General features: G+C 64.7%; 20 protein-coding genes. 9 read left to right on the top strand and 11 right to left on the bottom strand.

Translation table 11 applies throughout. From position 1 onward, the window contains the following. Nucleotides 1-27: 27 nt before the first annotated feature. From LLJ08_RS01950 to kdgD, 8 genes are all read right to left on the bottom strand, one after another. Nucleotides 28-351, bottom strand: a complete 324-nt coding sequence (locus LLJ08_RS01950; RefSeq protein ID WP_014818835.1) for a DUF3325 family protein — start codon at nt 349-351, stop codon at nt 28-30. Nucleotides 352-353: 2 nt separating this feature from the next. Beyond that, nucleotides 354-1,880 carry a PepSY-associated TM helix domain-containing protein gene (locus LLJ08_RS01945; protein ID WP_228208067.1) on the bottom strand — a complete coding sequence of 509 codons (1,527 nt, stop codon included), beginning with the start codon at nt 1,878-1,880 and terminating at the stop codon, nt 354-356. After that, nucleotides 1,877-2,173, bottom strand: coding sequence for a DUF3649 domain-containing protein (locus LLJ08_RS01940; RefSeq protein ID WP_023445236.1), 297 nt, complete (start codon nt 2,171-2,173; stop codon nt 1,877-1,879). The genes LLJ08_RS01945 and LLJ08_RS01940 overlap by 4 nt, the downstream gene beginning before the upstream one ends. Nucleotides 2,174-2,222: 49 nt before the next feature. Beyond that, nucleotides 2,223-4,346, bottom strand: a complete 2,124-nt coding sequence (locus tag LLJ08_RS01935; RefSeq protein ID WP_228208066.1) for a TonB-dependent siderophore receptor — start codon at nt 4,344-4,346, stop codon at nt 2,223-2,225. 138 nt (nt 4,347-4,484) lie between these two features. After that, nucleotides 4,485-6,038: a galactarate dehydratase gene (garD, locus tag LLJ08_RS01930; protein WP_228208890.1), complete on the bottom strand. Its 1,554-nt coding sequence runs from the start codon at nt 6,036-6,038 to the stop codon at nt 4,485-4,487. A 134-nt stretch (nt 6,039-6,172) separates the two neighbouring features. Then, a complete protein-coding gene (gene gudD, locus LLJ08_RS01925; RefSeq protein ID WP_228208065.1) occupies nt 6,173-7,513 on the bottom strand; it encodes a glucarate dehydratase in 1,341 nt (446 codons plus the stop codon). Nucleotides 7,514-7,606: 93 nt separating this feature from the next. Further along, nucleotides 7,607-9,049: an aldehyde dehydrogenase family protein gene (locus tag LLJ08_RS01920; RefSeq protein WP_228208064.1), complete on the bottom strand. Its 1,443-nt coding sequence runs from the start codon at nt 9,047-9,049 to the stop codon at nt 7,607-7,609. A 70-nt stretch (nt 9,050-9,119) separates the two neighbouring features. Then, nucleotides 9,120-10,031 (bottom strand): 5-dehydro-4-deoxyglucarate dehydratase, encoded by a 912-nt coding sequence (kdgD, locus tag LLJ08_RS01915; protein WP_228208063.1) that lies wholly within the window; start codon nt 10,029-10,031, stop codon nt 9,120-9,122. Between the two features lie 452 nt (nt 10,032-10,483). Here kdgD and LLJ08_RS01910 point away from each other — a divergent pair, with 452 nt between their 5' ends. The 4 genes from LLJ08_RS01910 (at nt 10,484) to LLJ08_RS01895 (ending at nt 14,962) form a co-directional block, all read left to right on the top strand. Beyond that, complete coding sequence (locus LLJ08_RS01910; RefSeq protein ID WP_228208062.1) at nt 10,484-11,863, top strand: enolase C-terminal domain-like protein; 1,380 nt, start codon at nt 10,484-10,486, stop codon at nt 11,861-11,863. Nucleotides 11,864-11,891: 28 nt separating this feature from the next. Then, entirely contained in the window at nt 11,892-12,872 is a 981-nt protein-coding gene (locus LLJ08_RS01905) for a tripartite tricarboxylate transporter substrate binding protein (protein WP_228208061.1), read from the top strand. A gap of 64 nt (nt 12,873-12,936) precedes the next feature. Next, nucleotides 12,937-13,431: a tripartite tricarboxylate transporter TctB family protein gene (locus tag LLJ08_RS01900; RefSeq protein ID WP_125860172.1), complete on the top strand. Its 495-nt coding sequence runs from the start codon at nt 12,937-12,939 to the stop codon at nt 13,429-13,431. A 10-nt stretch (nt 13,432-13,441) separates the two neighbouring features. Further along, a complete protein-coding gene (locus LLJ08_RS01895; RefSeq protein ID WP_228208060.1) occupies nt 13,442-14,962 on the top strand; it encodes a tripartite tricarboxylate transporter permease in 1,521 nt (506 codons plus the stop codon). A gap of 35 nt (nt 14,963-14,997) precedes the next feature. On the opposite strand, the gene LLJ08_RS01890 is transcribed toward LLJ08_RS01895, so the two are convergent. Next, nucleotides 14,998-16,140 (bottom strand): L-talarate/galactarate dehydratase, encoded by a 1,143-nt coding sequence (locus LLJ08_RS01890; RefSeq protein ID WP_228208059.1) that lies wholly within the window; start codon nt 16,138-16,140, stop codon nt 14,998-15,000. 105 nt (nt 16,141-16,245) lie between these two features. Between LLJ08_RS01890 and LLJ08_RS01885 the strand changes: the two genes are divergently transcribed. Next, nucleotides 16,246-17,187, top strand: coding sequence for a LysR family transcriptional regulator (locus tag LLJ08_RS01885; RefSeq protein ID WP_228208058.1), 942 nt, complete (start codon nt 16,246-16,248; stop codon nt 17,185-17,187). 118 nt (nt 17,188-17,305) lie between these two features. Here the strand turns inward: LLJ08_RS01885 and LLJ08_RS01880 are convergent, their stop codons facing one another. Together LLJ08_RS01880 and LLJ08_RS01875 are read right to left on the bottom strand one after the other, a co-directional pair. Further along, the gene (locus tag LLJ08_RS01880; protein ID WP_228208057.1) at nt 17,306-18,532 is read right to left on the bottom strand and encodes a type II toxin-antitoxin system HipA family toxin; all 1,227 of its coding nucleotides are present in this window, start codon (nt 18,530-18,532) and stop codon (nt 17,306-17,308) included. Further along, nucleotides 18,532-18,855: a helix-turn-helix domain-containing protein gene (locus LLJ08_RS01875; protein WP_031297634.1), complete on the bottom strand. Its 324-nt coding sequence runs from the start codon at nt 18,853-18,855 to the stop codon at nt 18,532-18,534. The genes LLJ08_RS01880 and LLJ08_RS01875 overlap by 1 nt, the downstream gene beginning before the upstream one ends. Before the next feature lie 489 nt (nt 18,856-19,344). On the opposite strand from LLJ08_RS01875, the gene LLJ08_RS01870 reads away from it, so the two are divergent. The 4 genes from LLJ08_RS01870 (at nt 19,345) to LLJ08_RS01855 (ending at nt 22,489) form a co-directional block, all read left to right on the top strand. Next, nucleotides 19,345-20,061 carry an AzlC family ABC transporter permease gene (locus LLJ08_RS01870; protein ID WP_228208056.1) on the top strand — a complete coding sequence of 239 codons (717 nt, stop codon included), beginning with the start codon at nt 19,345-19,347 and terminating at the stop codon, nt 20,059-20,061. Continuing rightward, nucleotides 20,051-20,359: an AzlD family protein gene (locus tag LLJ08_RS01865; RefSeq protein ID WP_014818816.1), complete on the top strand. Its 309-nt coding sequence runs from the start codon at nt 20,051-20,053 to the stop codon at nt 20,357-20,359. The genes LLJ08_RS01870 and LLJ08_RS01865 overlap by 11 nt, the downstream gene beginning before the upstream one ends. A gap of 383 nt (nt 20,360-20,742) precedes the next feature. Next, the gene (locus LLJ08_RS01860; protein ID WP_228208055.1) at nt 20,743-21,558 is read left to right on the top strand and encodes an NAD-dependent epimerase/dehydratase family protein; all 816 of its coding nucleotides are present in this window, start codon (nt 20,743-20,745) and stop codon (nt 21,556-21,558) included. Nucleotides 21,559-21,598: 40 nt separating this feature from the next. Then, a complete protein-coding gene (locus LLJ08_RS01855) occupies nt 21,599-22,489 on the top strand; it encodes an SMP-30/gluconolactonase/LRE family protein (RefSeq protein WP_228208054.1) in 891 nt (296 codons plus the stop codon). Nucleotides 22,490-22,566 lie beyond the last annotated feature (77 nt).

Below are 22,566 nucleotides of genomic sequence, written 5' to 3'. Positions count from 1 at the left end.
GTTGGCGGGCCGCGGCCCATGGGTTGTTTACAGCACGGTCTGCACCACCCCGCATGCCGCCAGCAGCGGTACCGCTGGCAGTACCCAGCGCGAACGCCAGGCCAGCAGCAGCACCAGCAGCAAGCCGGAGAGCATGACCAGGCACAGCCAGATGACCGTGCCAATCTCGCCGCCCTGGCTGTTGACGCCGAGCCACAGCGCGAAGCCAAAGCAGCCAACGGCCAGCGAACGGATGATGGCCGGGCCCGGCAGGCGCGTATCGGCGCGCAGCAGCGCACCACGGTGGCGGTTCATGGTCAGGCAGAGCAGCGTCATGCCCAGGTAGGCCAGTGCGAATGCCAATAGCAGCATGATCAGGCCTCCTGCACACGGGTTGAGCGACCGCGCACCGCAGCGGCAGCCGGCGTTGCGTTCAGGCGCCAGGCGCAGGCCGCACAGACCAGTCCCGCGACGATCATGAACAGATCAACCGATGCCAGGGCCCAGTCGCCACGTCCGAGGCTGGCGATCAGGTGGCCATCGGTGGTCAGCGCGTTGATGATCGGCAAGCCGAGCGCGAGCACGGCGCCGAGCAGCAGCTGCTCGCGCAGCAGGCGGCGGCTCTGATGGCGGCGCAGAACGGCCCAGAGCACCGCTAGCAACCAGGCACCGACGAACACCCAGCCTTCGGCCACGGCGCGTTCGGCGAATGTTGCCGGAATCAGACGATTGCCCCACAGCAGCGCCAGACTGGCCAGCGGCAGGCCGGCGAACACCGAGGCGTTCAGCGCACGCACCCAGATCACGCTGCGGTCGCCGCGCTGTTCGCGCTTGGCCAGCCAGACCTGCAGCCCGCCGACCAGCATGGCGCAACCGGCAAGCCCCATCAGCAAATAGAGCAGGCGCACCAGCGTGCCGCCGAACTGCGCCATGTGCAGCCCCGCCAGCCAGAGGTAGGCGCGGTAGCCGGTGGATGCGTCCTGGCGATTGAGCAGCTCGCCAGTGCCGGCGTCATAGCTGAGGGTGTCCTGCGGCGAGCCGATCCGCGAACGGTCCTGACGACGGACGTCGACCACCGCCGAGGCATCATCGGGATGATGCACGCTGACCCAGCCCGCCTCGCCACCGCCCCACTGCTGGCGCGATTCGGCGATCAGCGCATCGAGGGACACCGGAGCCGGCGGCGGCTGGCCCACCTCTTCGCGCTCGAAGCTGCCCATCACCTCGCCGAAGTACTGCATGACGTTGCCGGAATAGCTCACCTGCGCGGCGGCCGGCATGTAGGACGCGACGAAGATCGCCACGCCGGTGTAGGCCAGCACCAGATGGAACGGAAAACCGACCACGCCGAACAGGTTGTGCGCATCGAGCCAGGCACGCTGGCCGTTGGCCTTGGGCCGCAGGGTGAAGAAATCCTTGAAGATGCGCCGGTGGATGATCACCCCCGACACCAGCGCGACGAGCATGAACATGCCGGCCAGGCCGACGATGTACATGCCGATGTCACCGGCGTGCAGGTTGTAGTGCAACTTGAAGAAGAACTCGCCACCCAGCGTTTCCGGCATTGGCTCGGCCTGCGCGCTGCGCGGGTCGAAGGCGATGTTGTGGATCGTCTTGGTGGCGTCTACTTCCCAACCGAGTCGCCAGTAAGGCTCGCGCTCGGTCGGGCCGTGCATCCAGAAGGCATGCAACTCCTCGCTGACGTTCTGCTGCAACCAGCCACGCACATCGTCCGCACCGAGGCTGGATACCACGCCGTCATGCAGCGCCGGGCGCATCCAGCGGGTGAGTTCCTTGTCGAAGCAGGCGACGGTGCCGGCAAAGATGATCACGAACAGCAGCCAGCTCGGCAGCAGGCCGCCCCAGGTGTGCAAACCGGCCATGCTTTGGCGCAGTTTCATGGACGAACCCTCCAGTCGCCGGAAAAGAACGCGGCCAGACACAGCACCGCGGTCACACCGACGATCAACAGCCATACCCGCGTGGCACTGCGGGCGGCGAACACGTAGATCACCACCGCCGTCCACACGGCAAAGCTGGCGAGGCTGGAAAACACCACGCGATCAGGCCGTGCCAGCGGCAGGTAGACCGCCAGAAAGGCGGTCACCGCGTAGGCGACCGCATAGCCGCCGACCAGCGCCGCAAGCACGCGCGACGCGATGTTCCAGCGGTTGATGGATGCGTTGCGACTCACCTCGAATCCTCCCTTGCAGGCCGGCAAGCGGCGCGTGGCTCAGCGACGCTCAAAAGCTGTAGCTCGCGGTTGCCACCACGGTGCGGCGGTTGCCGGTGAAGCAGTCGCCACGCGACAGGCAGGTGGTGTAGTAGGTCTCGTCTTCCAGGTTGGTGGCGTTAAGGGTGAACGCCCAGTCCTGATAGGCGTAGCCGAGCATGGCGTCGAACAGCGTCGTCGACGGCGTCTTCAGGCTGTCGGTGCCATCCCAGCTGGCGCCGACGTAGCGCACACCGGCACCGGCGCTGAAGCCGGAAATGCCGGCGATGCTGAAGCGATGCTGCGACCACAGCGAGGCCATGTGCTCGGGCACGCTGGCGATGCGCTTGCCCTGCTGGGCAGATGGGCCCTTGACCACTTCGCTGTCGAGGTAGGTGTAGGTGCTGATCAGATCCCAGTTGGAGTTCATCTCCACCAGCCCTTCCAGCTCCAGTCCCTTGACCCGCGCTTCGCCGGCCTGGATGGTACTGAGCGGATTCGCCGGGTTCGGCATCTGGCGATTCTTCTCGCGCAGATCGAACACCGCGGCAGTGAGCAGCGTGTTGCTGCCTGCGGGTTGGTACTTCACACCGAGCTCCCACTGCTCGCCCTCGAGCGGCTTGTAGGACTGCTGAGTGAAGTTGTCCAGGCCGATGATTGGCGAGAATGACTCGCTGTAGCTGATGTAGGGCGCCACGCCATTGTCGAACAGATAGGTCAGGCCCACCCGGCCGGTCACAGCGTCATCCTTCTGCCGGGTGCCCTCCTCGACGCGCGTGTCGGCCCAGTCCTTGCGCAGCCCCAGAGTGGCCAGCCACTTGTCGACACGGATCTGGTCCTGAAGATACAGGCCCTGCTGGGCAACGCGCTGCTGCGGGACATCGGAAAGCGTGATGCCGGATGGATCGAACGTGCCGTAGACCGGATCGTAGAGATCCAGCGGGGTGGCGTTACCGCGAGCGGTCTTGCTATCGGTGACGGCGTGCCGGTAGTCGACGCCGATCAGCGCGGTGTGCTGCAGCGGGCCGGTATCGAAGCGCGACTCGGCCTGGTGATCGGCGCTCCAGATGGTCACCTCCGGCTTGGAAATGGACCAGACACGATTGACCGTGCGGTCGTCGGCACCGAGCACCGGCGGCCAGCCATACATGGTCTGGTAGCTGACCTTGCTCTTCTGCCAGCGCAGGTTCTGTCGCAGCGTCCAGGTGTCGTCGACACGCCAGGCCATCTGCGAGGTCAGTGCTTTCTGCTCGGTGTCATATTCGTCGAAGCCGGGTTCGCTGACGAAGCGCTCGCTGCCGATCTCGCCGTAGGGCGCGCCGAGTACCGTGCCGCGGTGCGGAAGGAAGGAACTGGTGGTGCCGCTATCATCCTTCTGCACGTTGGCCATCAGCGTCCATTCGAACCGCTCGTTCGGGCGCCAGGTCAATGACGGCATGAACACCAGACGGTTGTCCTTGGTGTGATCGACCTGGGTCTGGCTGTCACGCTGGATCGCCACCACGCGATAGAGCAACGTGCCGTCTTCATCCAGCGGGCCGGTGCTGTCGAAGGCGATCTGCTTGCGGTCGAAGCTGCCGTACTGCAGCTGCAGCTCGCTCTTCTGTTCCGCCTGCGGACGCTTGCTGACGAAGTTGAGCAAGCCGCCGACCGAACTCTGCCCATAGAGCATGGACGACGGTCCTTTGATTACCTCGACGCGCTCCAGGGTGAACGGATCGGTGCGTGAGTTCGTATAGAAACCAACGCTCTGCTGCAGGCCATCCAAGAAGAGTGTTGGCGCGACACCGCGGATCAGCGCGAAGTCGCCGCGACTGTCCAAACCATAGGCCTCGCCACGCATGCCGGCGACATAACGCAGTGAGTCCTGGATGGTCAGCGAGCCCTGGTCGCGAATGCGGTCGGCAGTGATCACGCTGATCGACTGCGGGGTTTCGATGATCGGCGTGTCGGTCTTGGTGGCGCCGACGCTGCGCTTGGCGACGTACCCTTCGACCGGGCCATTGCCCTGCTCGACTGCACGTGGCGCGGTGATCTGTTGTGCCTCCAGCTCGACCGCTTCCTCAGCGTCGACAGCAAAGCAGGCGACCAGCACCGGCAGGCCCAACACCAGCGGGCGCAACGAAAACGGGGGCGAAGCGACAACGCGACTCATGAGTGCTACCTTGTTGTTTGATGAGAACGCGCATGATATTGATAAATGTTCCCATTTAGAAGATAGCAGTTACCAATCTCCTGCGATTGCAGGGCAATAGCACTCGCTGCGAGTTCGACGCAGCGGGAACGCTCCGGCTCAGGTGATGGGCGCCGGGTTGAACAGCACGATGTCATTGTGCAAGCGATGGCGCTCGGCCCAGGTCTGCTTGCGGCCGCTGGCGACGTCCAGGTAATAGTGGAACAGTTCCCAGCCGAGTTCCTCGATGCTCGCGCGACCGCTGGCGATGCGCCCGGCGTCGATATCGATCAGGTCCGGCCAGCGCTCGGCCAGCTCAGTACGCGTCGCCACTTTGACCACCGGCGCCATCGCCAGGCCGTAGGGCGTGCCGCGACCGGTGGTGAACACGTGCAGGTTCATTCCGGCAGCCAGCTGCAGCGTGCCGCAGACGAAATCGGATGCGGGGGTGGCGCAGAAGATCAGGCCCTTTCGCGCGACCCGCTCACCCGGCCCGACCACGCCGTTGATGGCGCCGCTACCTGACTTGACGATCGAACCAAGGGATTTCTCGACGATATTCGACAGCCCGCCCTTCTTGTTGCCCGGCGTGGTGTTGGCGCTGCGGTCGGCGGCGCCGCGCTCCAGGTAGCGGTCGTACCAGTCCATCTCGGCGATCAGCGCATCGGCCACTTCCGGCGTTTCGGCGCGGGCGGTGAGCATATACACCGCATCGCGCACCTCGGTGTTCTCGCTGAACATAACCGTGGCACCGGCGCGCACCAGCAGGTCCGCCGCATAGCCCAGCGCCGGGTTGGCGGTGATGCCGGAGAAGGCGTCGCTGCCGCCGCACTGCATGCCGAGGATCAGCTCGCTGGCCGGCACCGTTTCGCGTCGGCGCTGATTTAGCTTTTTCAGCCGCGTTTCGGCCAGCGCCATGATCTGCTCGATCATCTCGCCGAAACCGCTGTTGGACTCCTGCAGGCGGTACAGCCAGGGGTCGCGCAGGTCCACCGAGGGATCGCCCTCGTGCATCACCTGCTCGGCCTGCAGCTTCTCGCAGCCGAGGCTGATGACCAGCGCCTCACCGCCCAGATTGGGGTTGCGCGCCAGGTTGCGCACGGTGCGGATGGGGATGTAGGCGTCGCGGGCGTTGATCGCCACGCCGCAGCCGTAGCTGTGAGTCAGGGCGACCACATCGTCGACGTTCGGGTACTTGGGCAGCAGCTCGTCGCGGATGCGCTTGACCGCGAGTTCCAGCACGCCGGTGACGCACTGCACCGTGGTGCTGATACCGAGAATGTTGCGCGTGCCGACGGTGCCGTCGGCGTTGCGGTAACCCTCGAAGGTATAGCCCTCGAGCGGCGCGAGCCCGGCCGGCACGGCGGTGGCACGCGGCAGGCTGTCCAGCGGCGGCGCGCTGGGCATCTTCAACTGCGTTTCCTTTACCCAGCTACCGCAACGGATGGGTTCGAGCGCGTAACCGATGATCTGCCCATAACGCCGCACCGGCTCGCCTATGCCGATGTCGACGAGCGCGACCTTGTGGCTCTGCGGCACGGCCTCGACGGTGACCAGGCCATCCTCGAAGCGCGCGCCGACCGGCACGCCGCCGTCATTGACCACCACGGCGACGTTGTCCGCCTCGTGCAGGCGGATGCAGCGCGGGGAATCCTGGTGGGGAATCAGTTGCACGGTTTCGCTCATGTCTGCTCCGGTTAGGGTCCGGTTGTTGTTCTGTTCGGCGATCACCGAGGATGCCATGCACATGGCCACCTCGTAGGGGGGGACGGCCGAAGCCGTCCACCCGAGCCGCCTGGCAAGCGCGCTCAGCGCACCATGCAGGGCTTCTTGTTGTTGAAGGTCCAGTCGGGGATCAGGTACTGCATGGCGATGGCGTCGTCGCGGGCGCCCAGGCCTTTTTCCTTGTACATCGCATGTGCCTTGCCCAGCGCATCCCAATCCAGCTCGACGCCCAGGCCCGGCTTCTGCGGCACCGCGACCTTGCCGCCAACGATCTTCAGCGGCTCGCGGGTCAGGTGCTGGCCGTCCTGCCAGATCCAATGGGTGTCGATGGCAGTGACGCGGCCCGGCGCGGCGGCGGCGACGTGGGTGAACATCGCCAGCGAGATATCGAAGTGGTTGTTCGAGTGCGAACCCCAGGTCAGGCCAAAGTCGGCGCACATCTGCGCCACGCGCACGGAGCCAGCCATGGTCCAGAAATGCGGGTCGGCCAGCGGAATGTCCACCGAGTTCAGCTGCACCGTGTGGCTCATCTGCCGCCAGTCGGTAGCGATCATATTGGTCGCGGTGGGCAGGCCGGTGGCGCGGCGGAACTCGGCCATCACTTCGCGACCGGAATAGCCGTTCTCGGCACCACAGGGGTCTTCGGCGTACGCCAGCACGCCGTGCAGGTCGCGACACAGGCCGATGGCCTCATCCAGCGACCAGGCGCCGTTGGGGTCCAGAGTCACGCGGGCGTCGGGGAAGCGCTGGGCCAGGGCGCGGATCGCCTCGACTTCCTCTTCGCCGCGCAGCACCCCGCCCTTGAGCTTGAAGTCCTTGAAGCCGTAGCGCTCGTAGGCCGCCTCGGCCTGGCGGACGATGCGCTCCGGCGTCATGGCCTCCTCGTTGCGCACGCGAAACCAGGCGTCGTCGGAGTTGGATTCGTCGCGGTAGCCGAGGTCGGTCCTGTTGCGATCGCCGACGAAGAACAGGTAGCCAAGCATTTCCACTTCGTCACGCTGCTGGCCTTCGCCGAGCAGGGCCGCGACCGGCACCTCGAGGTGCTGGCCGAGCAGGTCGAGCAGCGCCGACTCCAGCGCGGTGACGGCGTGAATGGCGATGCGCAGGTCGAAGGTCTGCAGGCCGCGGCCGCCGGAATCGCGGTCGGCGAAAGCGCGGCGCGCACGGTTGAGCAGGGCGTTGTATTGGCCGATGGGCTCGCCGACCATCATGCCGCGGGCGTCTTCCAGCGTCTGGCGGATGGCTTCGCCGCCCGGCACTTCGCCGACGCCGACATGCCCGGCGCTGTCCTTGAGGATGAGGATGTTGCGGGTGAACCAGGGCCCGTGAGCGCCGCTCAGGTTCATCAGCATGCTGTCCTGCCCGGCGACGGGCACGACGGTGAGTTCGGTAATGCGGGGTGTGCCCGTTGCGGCAATGGTCATGGGTGTCCCTCTGTTGTTCTTGTCGGGGATGCGGCGCCCGCGCGGGGCGCCGTTACGCAGTTTCGCAGCGTGGCCTTTCGACCGGCTTTCACCTCAGCCGATGTAGGTGGTCTTCACCGTGGTGTAGAACTCCTGGGCGTAGCGGCCCTGTTCGCGCGGGCCGTAGGACGAACCTTTGCGGCCGCCAAACGGCACGTGGTAGTCCACCCCGGCGGTGGGCAGGTTGATCATCACCATGCCGGCCTGGGCGTGACGCTTGAAGTGATTGGCGTACTTCAGCGAGGTGGTGCAGATGCCGGCGGACAGGCCGAACTCGGTGTCGTTGGCCATCGCCAGCGCTTCGTCGTAGTCCTTGACCTTCACCACGTTGGCCACCGGGCCGAATATCTCTTCACGGCTGATGCGCATGTTCGGGTCGCTGTCGACGAACAGCGTCGGCGCCAGGAAGTAGCCCTCGGTGCCACACTTCACCCGCTCGCCGCCGCAGGCCAGGCGTGCACCTTCCTGTTTGCCGATCTCGATGTAACGCAGGTCCTGCTCCAGCTGGGCCTGGGACACCACCGGGCCGACATCCACACCCTGCTCGAGCGCCGAACCAACCTTGATCTTCTTGATGCGCTCGACCATCGCCTCGACGAAGCGGTCGTAGATGCCTTCGGTGACGATGATGCGGCTCGACGCCGTGCAGCGCTGGCCGGTCGAATAAAACGCGCTCTGGGTGCACAGCTCGACGGCAACGTTAAGGTCGGCATCGTCCAGTACGATCTGCGGGTTCTTGCCGCCCATCTCCAGCTGCACCTTGGCGCCACGCGCCACGCAGGCCTGGGCGATGCCGCGACCGACGCCGACCGAACCGGTGAAACTCACCGCGTCGACATCCCTAGCATTGACGATGGCCTCGCCGACTTCACGGCCGCGGCCCATCACCAGGTTGAACACGCCGGCCGGGAAGCCCGCGCGGGAGATAATCTCGGCGATGGCCCAGGCGCAGCCGGGCACCAGGTCGGCCGGTTTGATCACCACGCAGTTGCCGAAGGCCAGCGCCGGAGCGATCTTCCAGGCAGGGATGGCAATCGGGAAGTTCCAGGGGGTGATCAGGCCGATCACGCCGAGCGGTTCGCGGGTGACCTCGACGCCGACACCGGGGCGCACCGACTGCAGTGTTTCGCCGGCCTGGCGCAGGCATTCGCCGGCGAAGTACTTGAAGATGTTGCCGGCGCGGGCGACTTCGCCGATGGCTTCGGGAAGAGTCTTGCCTTCTTCCCGCGCCAGCAGCGTGCCGAGCTCTTCGCGGCGGGCGAGGATTTCCAGGCCGACCTTTTCCAGCGCATCGGCACGCGCCTGGATGCCGAAGGTGGCCCACGCCGGGAAGGCGCGACGGGCGGCGGCGATGGCCTGCTCGACCTGCGCGGCATCGGCCTGGGCGTATTCGCCGATCACGTCAGAGAGGTCGGACGGGTTGATGTTGGCCTGGTAGCGATCCGAGCCGACCCACTGGCCGTCGATGAAGTTGTCGTAGCGTTGTACGTCAGCCATGCAAAGTGTCCTCTGATGATGCCCGGCGCGGCCGTTCGGCAGGGCGGCGCCGGGGCGATTCCGGAAAGGCTTACTGGGCGCCCTGCTTCTCGATCAGTACTGCCAGGCGCTCATATTCGTCGGGCTTCAGCTCGGTCAGCGGCGCGCGCACCGGGCCGGCGTCGTAGCCGGAAATGCGTGCGCCGGCCTTGACGATGCTGACCGCATAGCCCTTGCAGCGATTGCGAATGTCCAGGTACGGCAGGAAGAAATCGTCGATCAGCTTGCCGACAGTTTCGTGATCTTCGCGGGCGATAGCCTTGTAGAAGTCCATGGCGGTCTTCGGGATGAAGTTGAACACCGCCGAGGAATACACCGGCACGCCTAGCGCCTTGTAGGCCGCGGCATAGACTTCCGCGGTCGGCAGGCCGCCGAGGTAGCTGAAGCGCTCGCCGAGGCGGCGGCGGATCGACACCATCAGCTCGATATCGCCGAGGCCATCCTTGTAGCCGATGAGGTTCGGACAGCGCTCAGCCAACTGCTCCAGATGCGTCGCGGTCAGGCGGCAGACGTTGCGGTTGTAGACCACCACACCGATGTTCACCGATTTGCAGACCTGCTCGACATGCAGGGCGACGCCTTCCTGGCTCGCCTCGGTGAGGTAGTGCGGCAGCAGCAGCAGGCCCTTGGCCCCCAGGCGCTCGGCCTCCTGTGCCATCTGGATGGCGAGGCGGGTCGGGCCACCGACGCCGGCGAGAATCGGCACCGTGCCGGCGCAGGTATCCACGGCAGTCTTGATGATCTGGCTGTACTCGCGCGGCTCCAGCGAGAAGAACTCGCCGGTACCGCCGGCAGCGAACAGCGCCGACGCACCGTAGGGGCCGAGCCATTCCAGACGCTTGATATAGCCGGCGCGATGGAAGTCGCCCTGCGCGTCGAAGTCGGTGACCGGGAATGACAGCAGGCCGGAAGAGAGGATGGCCTTCAATTCTTGTGGGTTCATTATTCGAGCATCCTGAATGCATGTTGAGGAGGTACAAGGGCATCAGCCTTGAGATACGTTATCGTACAACTAAAAATACTCCAACCGTTTTTTCTGCGCATTTTCTTCAGCATTGAAAGCTGACTGAAAGCTTTCTGCTTTTCACTCGCCCGGCCAGGTTAATCACCATGAGGGCGGCAGCTTAAAAGGCATAAGCAGCTGCAGACGACCCAGCTAAATGCACTGATGATTTCGTTTGACAGGCGACGTAGCGAACTGTAAAAAATCCTCCATAGTCGTACGACGACCTATGACCACAATAACAATAGCGAGGCCCCGGACATGTTCCGCAATTGCCCGTCCCCTTCGCAGCCGCTGGCTGCCGATAACGCCATCCGCCGCGCTGCCTCAGCAGATGCGCGCACAGCGCCCGGCCCGGCCGCTCGCCTCGCCTGCAGCGGAGGCCGCGCACAATGAGTCAGCCGTTCAGTGCAACGCCCCGCGTACAGAGCATGCAGGTCATACCCGTGGCCGGCTACGACAGCATGCTACTCAATCTCTGCGGCGCCCACGCCCCCTACTTCACCCGCAACCTGGTCCTGCTCACCGACAATGCCGGCAACACCGGTATCGGCGAAGTACCCGGTGGCGAGGGTATCCGTCAGGCATTGGAGCGTAGCTGCCCGCTGGTCATCGGCCAGCCGATCGGCGCCTACAACCGGGTGCTCAACCACCTGCGCGCGATGCTCGCCGGCAATGGCCGCGACACCCGCCACGAGGTGACCTCCGAAGCCGAGGCCGCCGTGCTGCGCCAGCCGCACGAGATCAACCTGCGCCTGGACAACGTGATCACCGCGGTCGAGGCCGCGCTGCTCGACCTGCTCGGCCAGCACCTGCAAGTGCCGGTGGCCGAGCTGCTGGGCAGCGGTCAGCAACGTGACGCGGTGCCGATGCTGGCCTACCTGTTCTATATAGGCGATCGCCAGCGCACCGACCTGCCCTATCTGGCCAGCACCGGTGAGGATTGGTACCACCTGCGCCATCAGCAGGCGCTGACCCCTGATGCGATTGCCCGTCTGGCCGAGGCCGCCGCAGCGCGCTACGGCTTCGCCGACTTCAAGCTCAAGGGCGGCGTGATGCGGGGCGCGGAGGAGATGCAGGCGATCGCCGCGATCAAGGCACGCTTCCCCGATGCCCGCGTCACCCTCGACCCCAACGGCGCCTGGTCACTGGACGAGGCCATCGGCCTGTGCAAAGGCCAGGGTCACCTGCTGGCCTACGCCGAGGACCCCTGCGGCCCGGAAAACGGCTACTCCGGCCGCGAGATCATGGCCGAGTTCAAGCGCGCCACCGGCATTCCCACCGCCACCAACATGGTCGCCACCGACTGGCGGCAGATGGGCCACTCGCTGCGCCTGGAGTCGGTCGACATCCCGCTGGCCGACCCGCATTTCTGGACCATGCAGGGCTCGGTGCGCCTAGCACAGATGTGCGAGCAATTCGGCCTGACCTGGGGCTCGCACTCGAACAACCACTTCGATGTTTCGCTGGCCATGTTCACCCACGCCGCAGCTGCCGCGCCGGGGCGCATCACCGCCATCGACACCCACTGGATCTGGCAGGAGGGCCAGGAGCGCCTGACCCGCGAACCACTGCAGATCGTCGGCGGCCAGGTCCGCGTGCCCGACCGCCCGGGCCTGGGCATCGAGCCGGACATGGATCGGATCATGGCCGCCCACGAGTTGTACAAAAAGGTCGCCAGCGGCGCCCGCGACGACGCCATGGCAATGCGCTACCTGGTGCCTGGCTGGACCTACGACCCGAAGAAACCCAGCCTCGGCCGCAATACCTGAACCCGCTGCCCAAACCCGGAGAACTCCAATGAAAACAATATTCCGCGCCTCCCTCCTTTCCGCCCTCGTCGGCATCGCCGGTTTCGCTGCTGCAACCACCACGATGGCCGCCGAGGTGAAATGGCCGACCCGCCCCGTGCAGGTGGTCGTGATCGCCAACCCCGGTGGCGACACCGACTTCAATGCCCGCACCATGGCCAAGTACTTCAACCAGATCACCGGCAAGAGCATGGTGGTGACCAACATCGCCGGCGGCGGCGGCACCCTTGCAGCCGAGCAGGTCAAAGGCGCGGCGGCGGATGGCAACACCATCCTCTTCACCCACCCGGGCCAGCTGATCGTCAACGAGGTTGCCGGCCTCACCGAGGACAGCTACGAGACCTTCGACGTGTCCTGCATCGCCGGCGTCGACAAGAGCACGGTGTTCGTCGCCTCCAAGCAGTCCGGCGTGACCAGCATGCAGGACCTGATCGCCAAGTCGAAGGCCGAGCCGGGCAGCATCACCTACGGCACCGAGATGGGCAGCTTCTCCCACGTGCAGGGGCTGATGCTGGAGAAGCTGACCGACACCAAGCTGAAGATGGTCGACGGCGGCACGGTTTCCGACCGCGTGGTGGGCATGCTCGGCGGACGCCTGGACCTCGGCGCGATCACCTACGGCTCGGTGCAGGACTACGTCAGCGGTGGGCAGATGGTCGCCCTCGGCCAGCCCAACGAGGAGCGCAACCCACTGCTCGGCGAGGTGCCGACACTCAAGGAGCAGGGCCTCGACATCACCATGGACAAGCCCTACGTGGTCGCTTTCCCGAAGGGCACCGACCCGGCGATCGTGAAGAAGATGGCCGACGTGATGAGGCAGATCACCGAGATCCCCGAGTACGCCGAGGAACTGAAGAAGTTCAAGCAGCCGGTCGCCTACTACGGCACCGAGGAGGCCAAGGCGATTCTGGCCAAGACCCGCGAGGACTTCATGCAGTTCAAGGACGAACTGCGTCAGGCCAAGAACTGATCCCTGACGTGTCGCCAGCCGGCCACGCCGGCTGGCTGTCTCTCCTCGCGCACGGAGGTTTGCCATGACCACTGCAAACAAGAAAGAACTGACCATCGGCGTGGCCATGCTCGGCGCCAGCATCGCCTATCTGGTGATGGCCTACCGCGTACCCGGCCACGACGGCATCGATGCCGCCACCGTCCCCACCCTGCTGGCCATCCTGCTCTGCCTGCTCGGGGCGCTGCAGACGCTCAGCGCCATCGGCAACCGCACGCGGCCCGCGGCCGAGAGCGACGCCGACGCACCGGAGCAAACCAGCGCCAGCGTCGTCGAGCCCCTGACCGTACTGAAGACCCTGGGTCTGATTTTGATCTACGTGGTGCTGCTCGGCCCGGTGGGCTTTCCGATCATGACCGCGCTGTACCTCTACCTGCAGTTCATCGTCCTGACGCCCGTTGACCACAAGGTCCGCCACCTGCCCTACGCGGCCATCGCGGTGGTCACGTCGGCCGTCATCTACCTGCTGTTCCGCGAGGCCTTCGATCTGTTGCTGCCCGCTGGCCTGCTGAATTTCTGAGGAATCGACCATGCTCGAATTACTGCAGCAAGGCTTCGGTGCCGTCTTCTCGCTCAACATCATGCTGCTGATGCTCGGCGGCGTCGCGGTCGGCATCGTCTTTGGCGCCGTGCCCGGCCTGTCGGCGACCATGGCCGTGGCGCTGTGCTTGCCACTGACCTTTACCATGGGCCCGCAAGCCGGCCTGTCGCTACTTGTCGCGCTGTTCATCGGCGCCACGTCCGGCGGACTGATCTCGGCGATCCTGCTGAAGATTCCCGGCACACCGTCGTCCATCGCCACGGTGTTCGACGGCGGCCCGCTGATGGAGCAGGGCCTGGGCGTGAAGGCGCTCGGCGTCGGCATCGTGTTCTCCTTTCTCGGCACCATCTTCAGCATCATCGCGCTGATGTTCATCGCTCCGCAGCTGGCCAAGGTCGCGCTGAGCTTCGGCCCGCACGAATACTTCGCCATCGCCGTGTTCTCGCTGACGCTGATCGCCACCCTGTCGGCCGGCTCGATGGTCAAGGGGCTGTTCGCCGGCACGCTGGGCATCGCCGTATCCACCGTCGGCATCGCGCCGGTCGAGGCGGTGCGCCGCTTCACCTTCGGCGTCAGCGAGCTGAACGGCGGCTTTTCCATGCTGACGGTGATGATCGGCATGTTCGCCGTGGCCGAGGTCATCAAGCTCGCCGAAACCGGCCGGCATGCCGTGCGCAGCAAGGCCGGCTCGGTGAGCATGAAGGACATCAAGGGCTTCGGCTTCTCGCTCAAGGAGTTCCGCCAGGAGCTGCCCAATGCCAGTCGTTCGGGCCTGATCGGCCTGGCAGTGGGCATCCTGCCGGGCATCGGCGCCGGCACCTCCAACCTGCTCTCCTACATCGTCGCCAAGAAGCGCGCCAAGCAACCGGAAACCTATGGCAAGGGCAACATCGGCGGCGTGGTCGCCAGCGAGACGGCGAACAACGCCGGCATCGGCGGCGCCATGATGCCGCTGATGACCCTGGGCATTCCCGGCGACACCACCACCGCGATCCTGCTCGGCGGCTTTCTGATTCACGGCATCCAGCCAGGCCCGCTGCTGTTCATCAGCCAGGGGCCGCTGGTCTACACCATCTTCGCCGCGCTGTTGGTGGCCTCGGTGATGATGCTGTTCATGGAGTTCTACGGCCTGCGCCTGTTCATCAAGCTGCTCGACGTGCCCAAGCACATCCTGCTGCCGATCATCCTGGTGCTCTGCGTGGTCGGTGCGTTCGGTCTCTCAAGCCGGCTGTTCGATGTCTGGTCGATCCTGCTGTTCGGCCTGCTCGGCTACGGCTTCGTCAAGGCGGGCATGCCGGTCGCGCCATTCATCATCGGCTTCATCCTCGGGCCAATGGCGGAGACCAACCTCCGCCGCGGCCTGATGCTCTCCGACGGCAACTTCGCCTCCTTCTTCACCAACCCCATCGCCGCGACCTTCCTCGGTCTGGCCCTGGCCTTCGTGCTCTGGCAGCTGTACAGCGCAATGCGGCCCAGGATCGGTGTTCTCGGCCAGGTGCTGCGCACCTGAACCTGCGCCCCTCTGCGCCAGCAGAGGGGCTGCCGTCACGGCTTGGTGCCGAACGTCTCGCGCGCCAGTGTCCAACCCACCACCTGCTCGCTGAGGCTCAGCCCCAGCCCGGGCCGGGTCGGTACCTGCATGCAGCCATCGCGGATCTCGAGTCGCTCTTGGAACAGCGGCTCGAGCCATTCGAAATGCTCGACCCACGTGGCATGTTCGTAGGCCGCAGCGAGGTGGATATGCAATTCCATGACGAAGTGCGGCGCCATGACGATTCCGCGCCGCCGCGCCGCCTCGGCCACCTGCAGAAACGGCGTGATGCCACCGATGCGCGGCGCATCATGCATGATCACGTCCACCGCCCCGCGCTCGACAAAGGCACAGGCTTCGGCCGCGCTGCCGAGCATCTCGCCAGTGCCGACCGGGGTGATGAGCTGAGCGGCCAGGGCGGCGTGACCTTCCAGATCGTGGGCGTCCAGCGGCTCCTCGATCCAGGTCAAGTCGAACTCCTCCAGCGCCTGTCCCATGCGCGCCGCGGTGGTGCGGTCCCATTGCTGGTTGACGTCCACCATCAACGCCACCTCGTCACCGAAGTGCCTGCGCAGCGCCGCGACCCGCCGCAGATCGGCGCGCCGGTCTGGCTGGCCGATCTTCAGCTTGATCCCGCCGATACCGCGGGCGCGGGAGGCCTCGGCCTTTTCGATGACCTCCTCGATGGGCACCTGCAGGTAGCCGCCGGAGGTGTTGTAGCAAGGCACCGCATCGCAATGGGCGCCAAGCAGCTTGGCCAGCGGCAGTCCGGCACGGCGTGCCTTGAGGTCCCAGAGCGCGGTGTCGAAGGCGGCAATGCTCTGCACTGCCAGGCCGCTGCGCCCGATCGAGGCGCTGGCCCAGCTCAATCGGCTCCACAGCCGGGCGATGTCGTTGGGATCCTCGCCCAGCAGTAACGGCGCCAGTTCCCGCACATGGGCATATTGCGCCGGGCCGCCGGTGCGCAGGCTGTAGCTGAAGCCCAGCCCCTTATGACCCTGCTGCGTCTGCAGTTCGACGAACAGCAGGCTGACCGACGCCAGGGGCAGCTGTCGCCCGGTAAGCACCTTGGCATCGCTGACGGGCCTCTGCAGTGGCAACTCCACAGCACGCAGGCCGATCCAGCTGATGCGGTCCGCTTCATAGAGGTCGCTCATTCGTGTTTCGCCGCCTCGCCAGTCTGGGGATGCGCTGGATAATCCGCCGGCTGATTGATACGGTCCAATTCATTAACGCACTCGATTGATACCAGGAACGGATCAATGTTCGAACTCGCCCAGCTGCGCTGCTTCACCATCCTGGCCAGCGAACTAAATTTCCGTCGCGCCGCCGAGCGCCTGAACATGACGCAGCCGCCGCTGAGCCGGCAGATCCAGTTGCTGGAACATCAGCTCGGCGTCGCGCTGTTCACCCGCAGCACGCGCTCGGTGGCGCTCACCGCCGCCGGCCGTGCCTTCTTCGTCGAGGCCCAGGCGTTGCTCGACCAGGCCCACCGCGCGGCGCAAGGCGCGCGGCTGGCTGCACTGGGCGAGAGCGGCTCGCTGACCATCAGCTTCGTTGCCAGCGCGGTCTACGACTTCCTGCCGCGCGCGATCACACAGATACGCCGGGAACGGCCGGGCGTGGCCATCAACCTGCTGGAAACCACCACTTTCGAGCAGTTGCAGGCACTGCGCGCGCGCCGGGTCGACCTGGCGGTGGTGCGCGAGCCGTTGCAGCAGCCGGGACTGGTCAGTGAATGCCTGCTGCGCGAGCCCTTCGTGCTGGCCACGCCGGCCGACCATCCGCTGGCGCAGCATCCGGCGCCGACCCTGGAAATGCTCCACGGCGAGCCGTTCATCCTCTATGCCCATGGCGCCTGGCAGCCGTTCAACGAGCTGCACACCGGGCTGTTCCGTGCCAACGGTATCCAGCCCGACTACGTGCAGTCGCTGGGCTCGACGCTGACCATTCTCTCGCTGGTGAACGCTGGCCTCGGCCTGGCGCTGGTGCCACGCGGGGCCAGCGCGATCCGCTTCCAACAGGTGCGCTTTCGCGAGCTGCCGCTGCCGGCGGGCATCTGCGCCGAGCTGCACCTGGCCTGGCGCGACGACAACGACAACCCCGCGCTGGAGGCGGCGCGCAATGCCGTGCGCCAGGCGGCCGGCGATATCGCCTGGGACCTGCTGCCAATCCAGCGCCAACACCATGGGACGGGCTGCTGACAGCCACAAGTTGACGTTCAAATGGTTGACCAGAGCCGGGGCTATTCAGGCCTGTGACGAATGCGCTGCTCGACTAAAGCAAGGACCAGGAGTGCAGGAGAGGCCTTCGCAGCCCGCCCTAAGCCAGAAGTCTCTCGCTGCTTGTTGCGTCCACCGCCGCATCCAGCTCAGCCCCAGCCAAATGCTTTGCATAGTGCTCCATCAGCTCCGACTCCCAAGAAGCGACCTCGTCCAATATGCCGGCCGCCTCATCTTTCGTCAGTGCAAAATGCTCATGCTGGCTAAGCAGGTTAGCTCGACTTAGGAGAGTACCGTTGATACCAACTTCCATCGCCAGCCCCTGCGCAGGCCCCTCTCCCAGTACGGGAAGAACGTCATACATAGGCGAGAGGCGCCAAGCCCCTTCCTGCCAGATCACGGCGTGGTTGCGAGGATGATCGTCACTGTTGCCGACCAGAGCGTTGTAGGCCATTCGCCTGTAGAGCGCCTGCCTATCAGAATCTGGCGCGCCTCGGCGGTACAGCTCATCGGCGAGCGCCGCGTAGATCCATCCGTTGCTGCGCTGCACCTGCCATTCGGCATCGAGAAGAGTTAAGCCACTCATCATCGGAATGCGGCGAAACCTTGCATCATTCTCTGACCATTTTCGGTCAAATCGCTCCACTAGCAGCGTGTTGCCTCTTTCACTTTGATGGAGTGCAGTCCGGGCGACACTCATCCCCTTGGTAGCCGCGAAAGTCATGCAGGCATACTCGAATTTCGGAAGGTCGTAGTGATCAAACTTGTCGCGTGGCTTGGCAAGAATCAGCTTGTGATCAAAGCGGTACGTGCGCTTGGGCCTGGCACCACCAACAGCTGAGCGCTGATCCCGTATTCTTAATGCCTCCAGCTGCTCAGCGCTCAGCTGGCTGTCATAGATCGCAGCGCAAATATCTATGAAATGATCGAGCCCTTTGGCTTCAAGCATTTTCACAGGCCTTTCGCCTATACCCGGCCTCGGGGTGCGATCTTCGCCAGCCATGATGTTTCCGGCGCGATCTTCGTTAGGAGATAACAGCAGGAGCTGGATCGGAGTGAGCTCTCCCTTTCGGGTGCGGCGCAACAGGCGTTCTCCCCAACCATCTGGCATCGCATCATCAATGAAGCCGGGAACGCCGCCATTCTTATGTACCTGAATGGGTCGAGTGGAGAGCGGATACCGTATCGGATCAGGCACCCAACGCTTCGCTTCCACGATCTCCGGCGCATAGACGAAGGTTCCCGTACCACCCGCAAGGGTCAGCCTGCCCAGCGTCACAGTCTCACCCGTTTCCGGACACTCCATGTAGATGTAAGCGCGCGACATCAGAAGTCCTCCGCGTTGCTGCGCGGCAGCCTGACGCGCTTGGTCGCATTGGTTTCCAAAGCGTCGAGATCAAGCGCTGGGTCATCGATCAGCGCCTGGAAAACCCGGTCAGAAATCCCAACGGTGAACAACGCGAGCATGAAGTCGCGCAGCGAAACACCTTCAGCCTTGCCCCCCTCAATGTGACGAACAGCTCGGAGAGAAATCCCAGCCCGCTCTGCAAGGTCAGCCTGGCGCAGCCCCATGCGCAGACGCGCCTCCTTCACCAGAAGGCCTATACGGTAAAGCAGAGAGGTACTTTGAACAGGGAAAAAGCCTTTCATAAGGTTACACCAGGCGACATCCTATAAAGGATAAGATACTACTAATCGCACACTAAGCAACCTTGAAGTAACATTAAGAGGTCATTTCATAGAACCTTACATACGATAAGCTGTCATGAATAGATATCTTATTACGGCGAACAAAGCCGGCACAGCAAATCATTCTCGGATTCCGGGCGGTAGATCTGTCAGTTCGGCACCATTCCAGCCAGATAAGCCTTCTGCCGCGACCGGCAGCTTCTAGCCGTCGGCAGCCCATCACACTGCAAAATCAGAATCGGACATAGCCACCCATCGCATCGGTGATGACTGGCGAGGCGCAGCGTCGATAGGCCGAAGCCTTCATTGCCGCGCGATCGACTGCTCGCGCGAATCTGTACCGCCCGATCCGACGCCAACTGCGCTGTTCCGTCGCGGCAACACCCCCTAATCTGGCTGGCTGGACGTTGAATGACATCGATCCAGCGCTGCCATCTGGAGGATTCGTGCATGACTGACGCAGAAAGCGAACTGCATCATTTCGACCGGCGCATGGTCTGGGCCGGTTTTCGCCAGCTCGCGCCGATTTCCATCTTCGTCACCCTGTTCGGCGCCGCCTTCGGCCTCGCCGCGGTGCAGACCGGGCTGGACGATTCGGTGATCCTGACGATGAGCGCGCTGGTGTTCGCCGGCGCCTCGCAGTTCGCCGCGCTGGAGCTGTGGGGCACGCAGGTGCCGCTGCTCACCCTGATGATCACGGTGTTTGCCATCAACGCCCGCCACCTGCTGATGGGCGCCACGCTCTATCCCTGGTTGCGCCAGTTGCCGCCGGGCCGGCGCTACGGGGTGATGCTGATCGCCTCGGACGCCAACTGGGCGATGGCCATGCAGGCCTTTAACCGCAACCGCCCGGGCTTCGGCCTGCTGCTCGGTGGCGGCCTGGCGCTCTGGTCGTTCTGGGTGGTCGGCAGTTGGCTGGGCATCCATTTCGGCAGTGCGGTCAGCGACCCGAAGCGCCTGGGGCTGGACATGGTGATGGGCTGCTTTCTGCTGGCCATGGTGGTGGGCGGCGAAAAGAACCTGCGCATGCTGGTGATCTGGAGCGTTGCCGCCGGCGCCTCGCTGCTCGCCTTCCGTTACCTGCCGGAGAACAGCCACGTGGTGGTGGGTGCCCTCGCCGGTGGCGCGACCGGGCTGCTGTGGAAGGAGAAAGCGCGTGAATCTTGATGCGACAGGCGCCGGCGCGCTGACCGTGGTGCTGGTCATGGCACTGGTGACCCTGGCGACGCGCTGGGGCGGCGTCTTCGTCATGGCCTTCGTGCCCATCAGCGACCGCGTCCGGCAGTTCATCACCGCCATGTCCGGCTCGGTGCTGGTGGCGATCGTCGCACCGATGGCCTTGCAGGGTGATGCTGGCGCGCGATTGGCGCTGCTAGCCACGGCAGTGACCATGCTGGTGCTGAAGAAGCCGCTGCCGGCGATTGCTGCCGGTATCCTCGCCGCGGCGCTGGTCAGGCAATTCTGAGCCGCAGCGGCCGATCACGGCCGCTCAGGACACCGAGTTCGGCAGCCTCCATAGCAGTCATTACGGTGTGCACCAGCAGCGCGTCGGCATTGTGCTGACCGCGCACCGACCTCGTAGCCCACTCTGTTTTCGAACAGTCATCATACAACTATCGAAAATATTGCTGGCAGCGCCCCGCTTTTATCAATCTCGGGTGCCGCTCCTCTGGAGCCCTCTGTCGCAGCGCTTTAGCTTGGACAACACAACAGAAGTGACGCTGAGAAGCAACATATGTCATCAAATACGACTTTAAGCGTGTTGACATTCATGCGACTAGATGCTGATATTTGGCACATGTCATATGACAACAGATGACTTCAAGAACAATAATGACAGGCACCCCGATGACTACCACCCCCAATCCCACGCTTGGCCGTCTTCTGCTCACCGGAGCGGCAGGCGGCCTTGGCAAGGTCTTACGCGAAAAGCTGCAGCCCTACGCCCGCATCATCCGACTGTCCGATATCGCGCCGATGGCTCCGGCAGCCGGTGAACACGAGGAGGTCGTGCCCTGCGACCTCGCCGACAAGGCCGCCGTGCATGCCCTGTGCGAAGGCGTAGATGCCATCGCCCATTTCGGCGGCGTCTCCGTCGAGCGGCCGTTCGAGGAGATCCTCGACGCCAATATCCGCGGCACCTTTCACATCTATGAAGCAGCCCGCCTACACGGCATCAAGCGTGTGGTCTTCGCCAGCTCCAACCACGTGATCGGCTTCTACCCGCAGACGGAAACCCTGGATGCCCACGCACCCCGCCGCCCGGACGGCTATTACGGCCTGTCCAAGTCCTACGGCGAGGACATGGCGAATTTCTATTACGACCGCTACGGCATCGAGACCGTCAGCATCCGCATCGGCTCCTCGTTTCCCGAGCCGGCCAACCACCGAATGATGAGCACCTGGCTGAGTTTTCGTGACCTCACCGAGCTGATGCGCTGCGCGCTGTTCACGCCAGCGGTCGGCCATACCGTGGTCTACGGCATGTCCGCCAACCGCGACGTCTGGTGGGACAACCATCTCGCGGCGCACCTGGGCTTCCAAGCGCAGGACAGCTCCGAAGCGTTCCGCGACAAGGTCGAGCAGCAACCGCCGTACAGCACTGACGACCCGGCCGGGATCTACCAGGGCGGCGCCTTCGTTGCGGCCGGCCCCTTCGACTGATCGACCCCTTCGCCCGCGTACAACAACAAAGAGAAACGCAATGGCCAGTGAAGCTGAACTCATCGCCGACCTGCGCTGCGCCACCGGCGAAAGCCCGGTCTGGGTCGCCGCCGAACAGGCGCTGTACTGGGTCGACATCCCGAATCGCGAACTGCTGCGCTGGAACGCTGCCGACGGCCAGGTTTCCCGCTGGCAGGGCGAGCAGATGCTGGCCTGCATCGCGCGCCACGGCGACGGCTGGGTGGCCGGCATGGAGAGCGGCTTCTTCACCCTGCAGACGCGCCCGGACGGCCGACTCGACAGCCGCGCGCTGGCGAGCATCGATCACCAGCTGCCCGCGATGCGCATGAACGACGGCCGCTGCGATCGCCAGGGGCGTTTCTGGGCCGGCAGCATGGCGCTGGACATGGCCGCCGGGCACCCGGTCGGCGCGCTCTACCGGCTGGATCGCGATGCCAACGATGCGCCGCTGCGGCCGCAGCTCGACGGTTTTATCGTGCCCAACGGCCTGGCCTTCAGCCCGGACGGGCGAACCATGTACCTGTCCGATTCGCACCCCAGCGTGCAGAAGATCTGGGCCTTCGATTACGACACGGACAGCGGCACGCCGACCGGCCGACGCCTGTTCGTCGACATGCTCGACCACCCCGGCCGACCCGACGGTGCCGCGGTGGATGCCGACGGCTGCTACTGGATCTGCGGCAACGACGCCGGACTGATCCACCGTTTCACCCCGGATGGCCGCCTGGACCGCTCGCTCGCGGTACCGGTGAAGAAACCGACCATGTGCGCGTTCGGCGGCTCGCGCCTGGACACCCTGTTCGTCACCTCGATCCGCCCCGGCGGCGATCTCAGCGACCAGCCGCTGGCTGGGGGCGTCTTCGCCCTGAACCCAGGCGTCACCGGACTGGAGGAACCCGCTTTCAACTGACTCATCAGGGAAGGGACGCTGGCGTGCCCAACCTCGCTTCTCGCAACGCTGCATACCAACAAAAACAAGATGGAGAG

This window comes from Stutzerimonas chloritidismutans (assembly GCF_020783375.1).
GTDB classification, from domain to species: Bacteria; Pseudomonadota; Gammaproteobacteria; order Pseudomonadales; family Pseudomonadaceae; genus Stutzerimonas; species Stutzerimonas kunmingensis.
The sequence above is the reverse complement of the archived record's forward strand: the minus strand, read 5'-3'. Positions and strand labels throughout refer to the sequence as shown.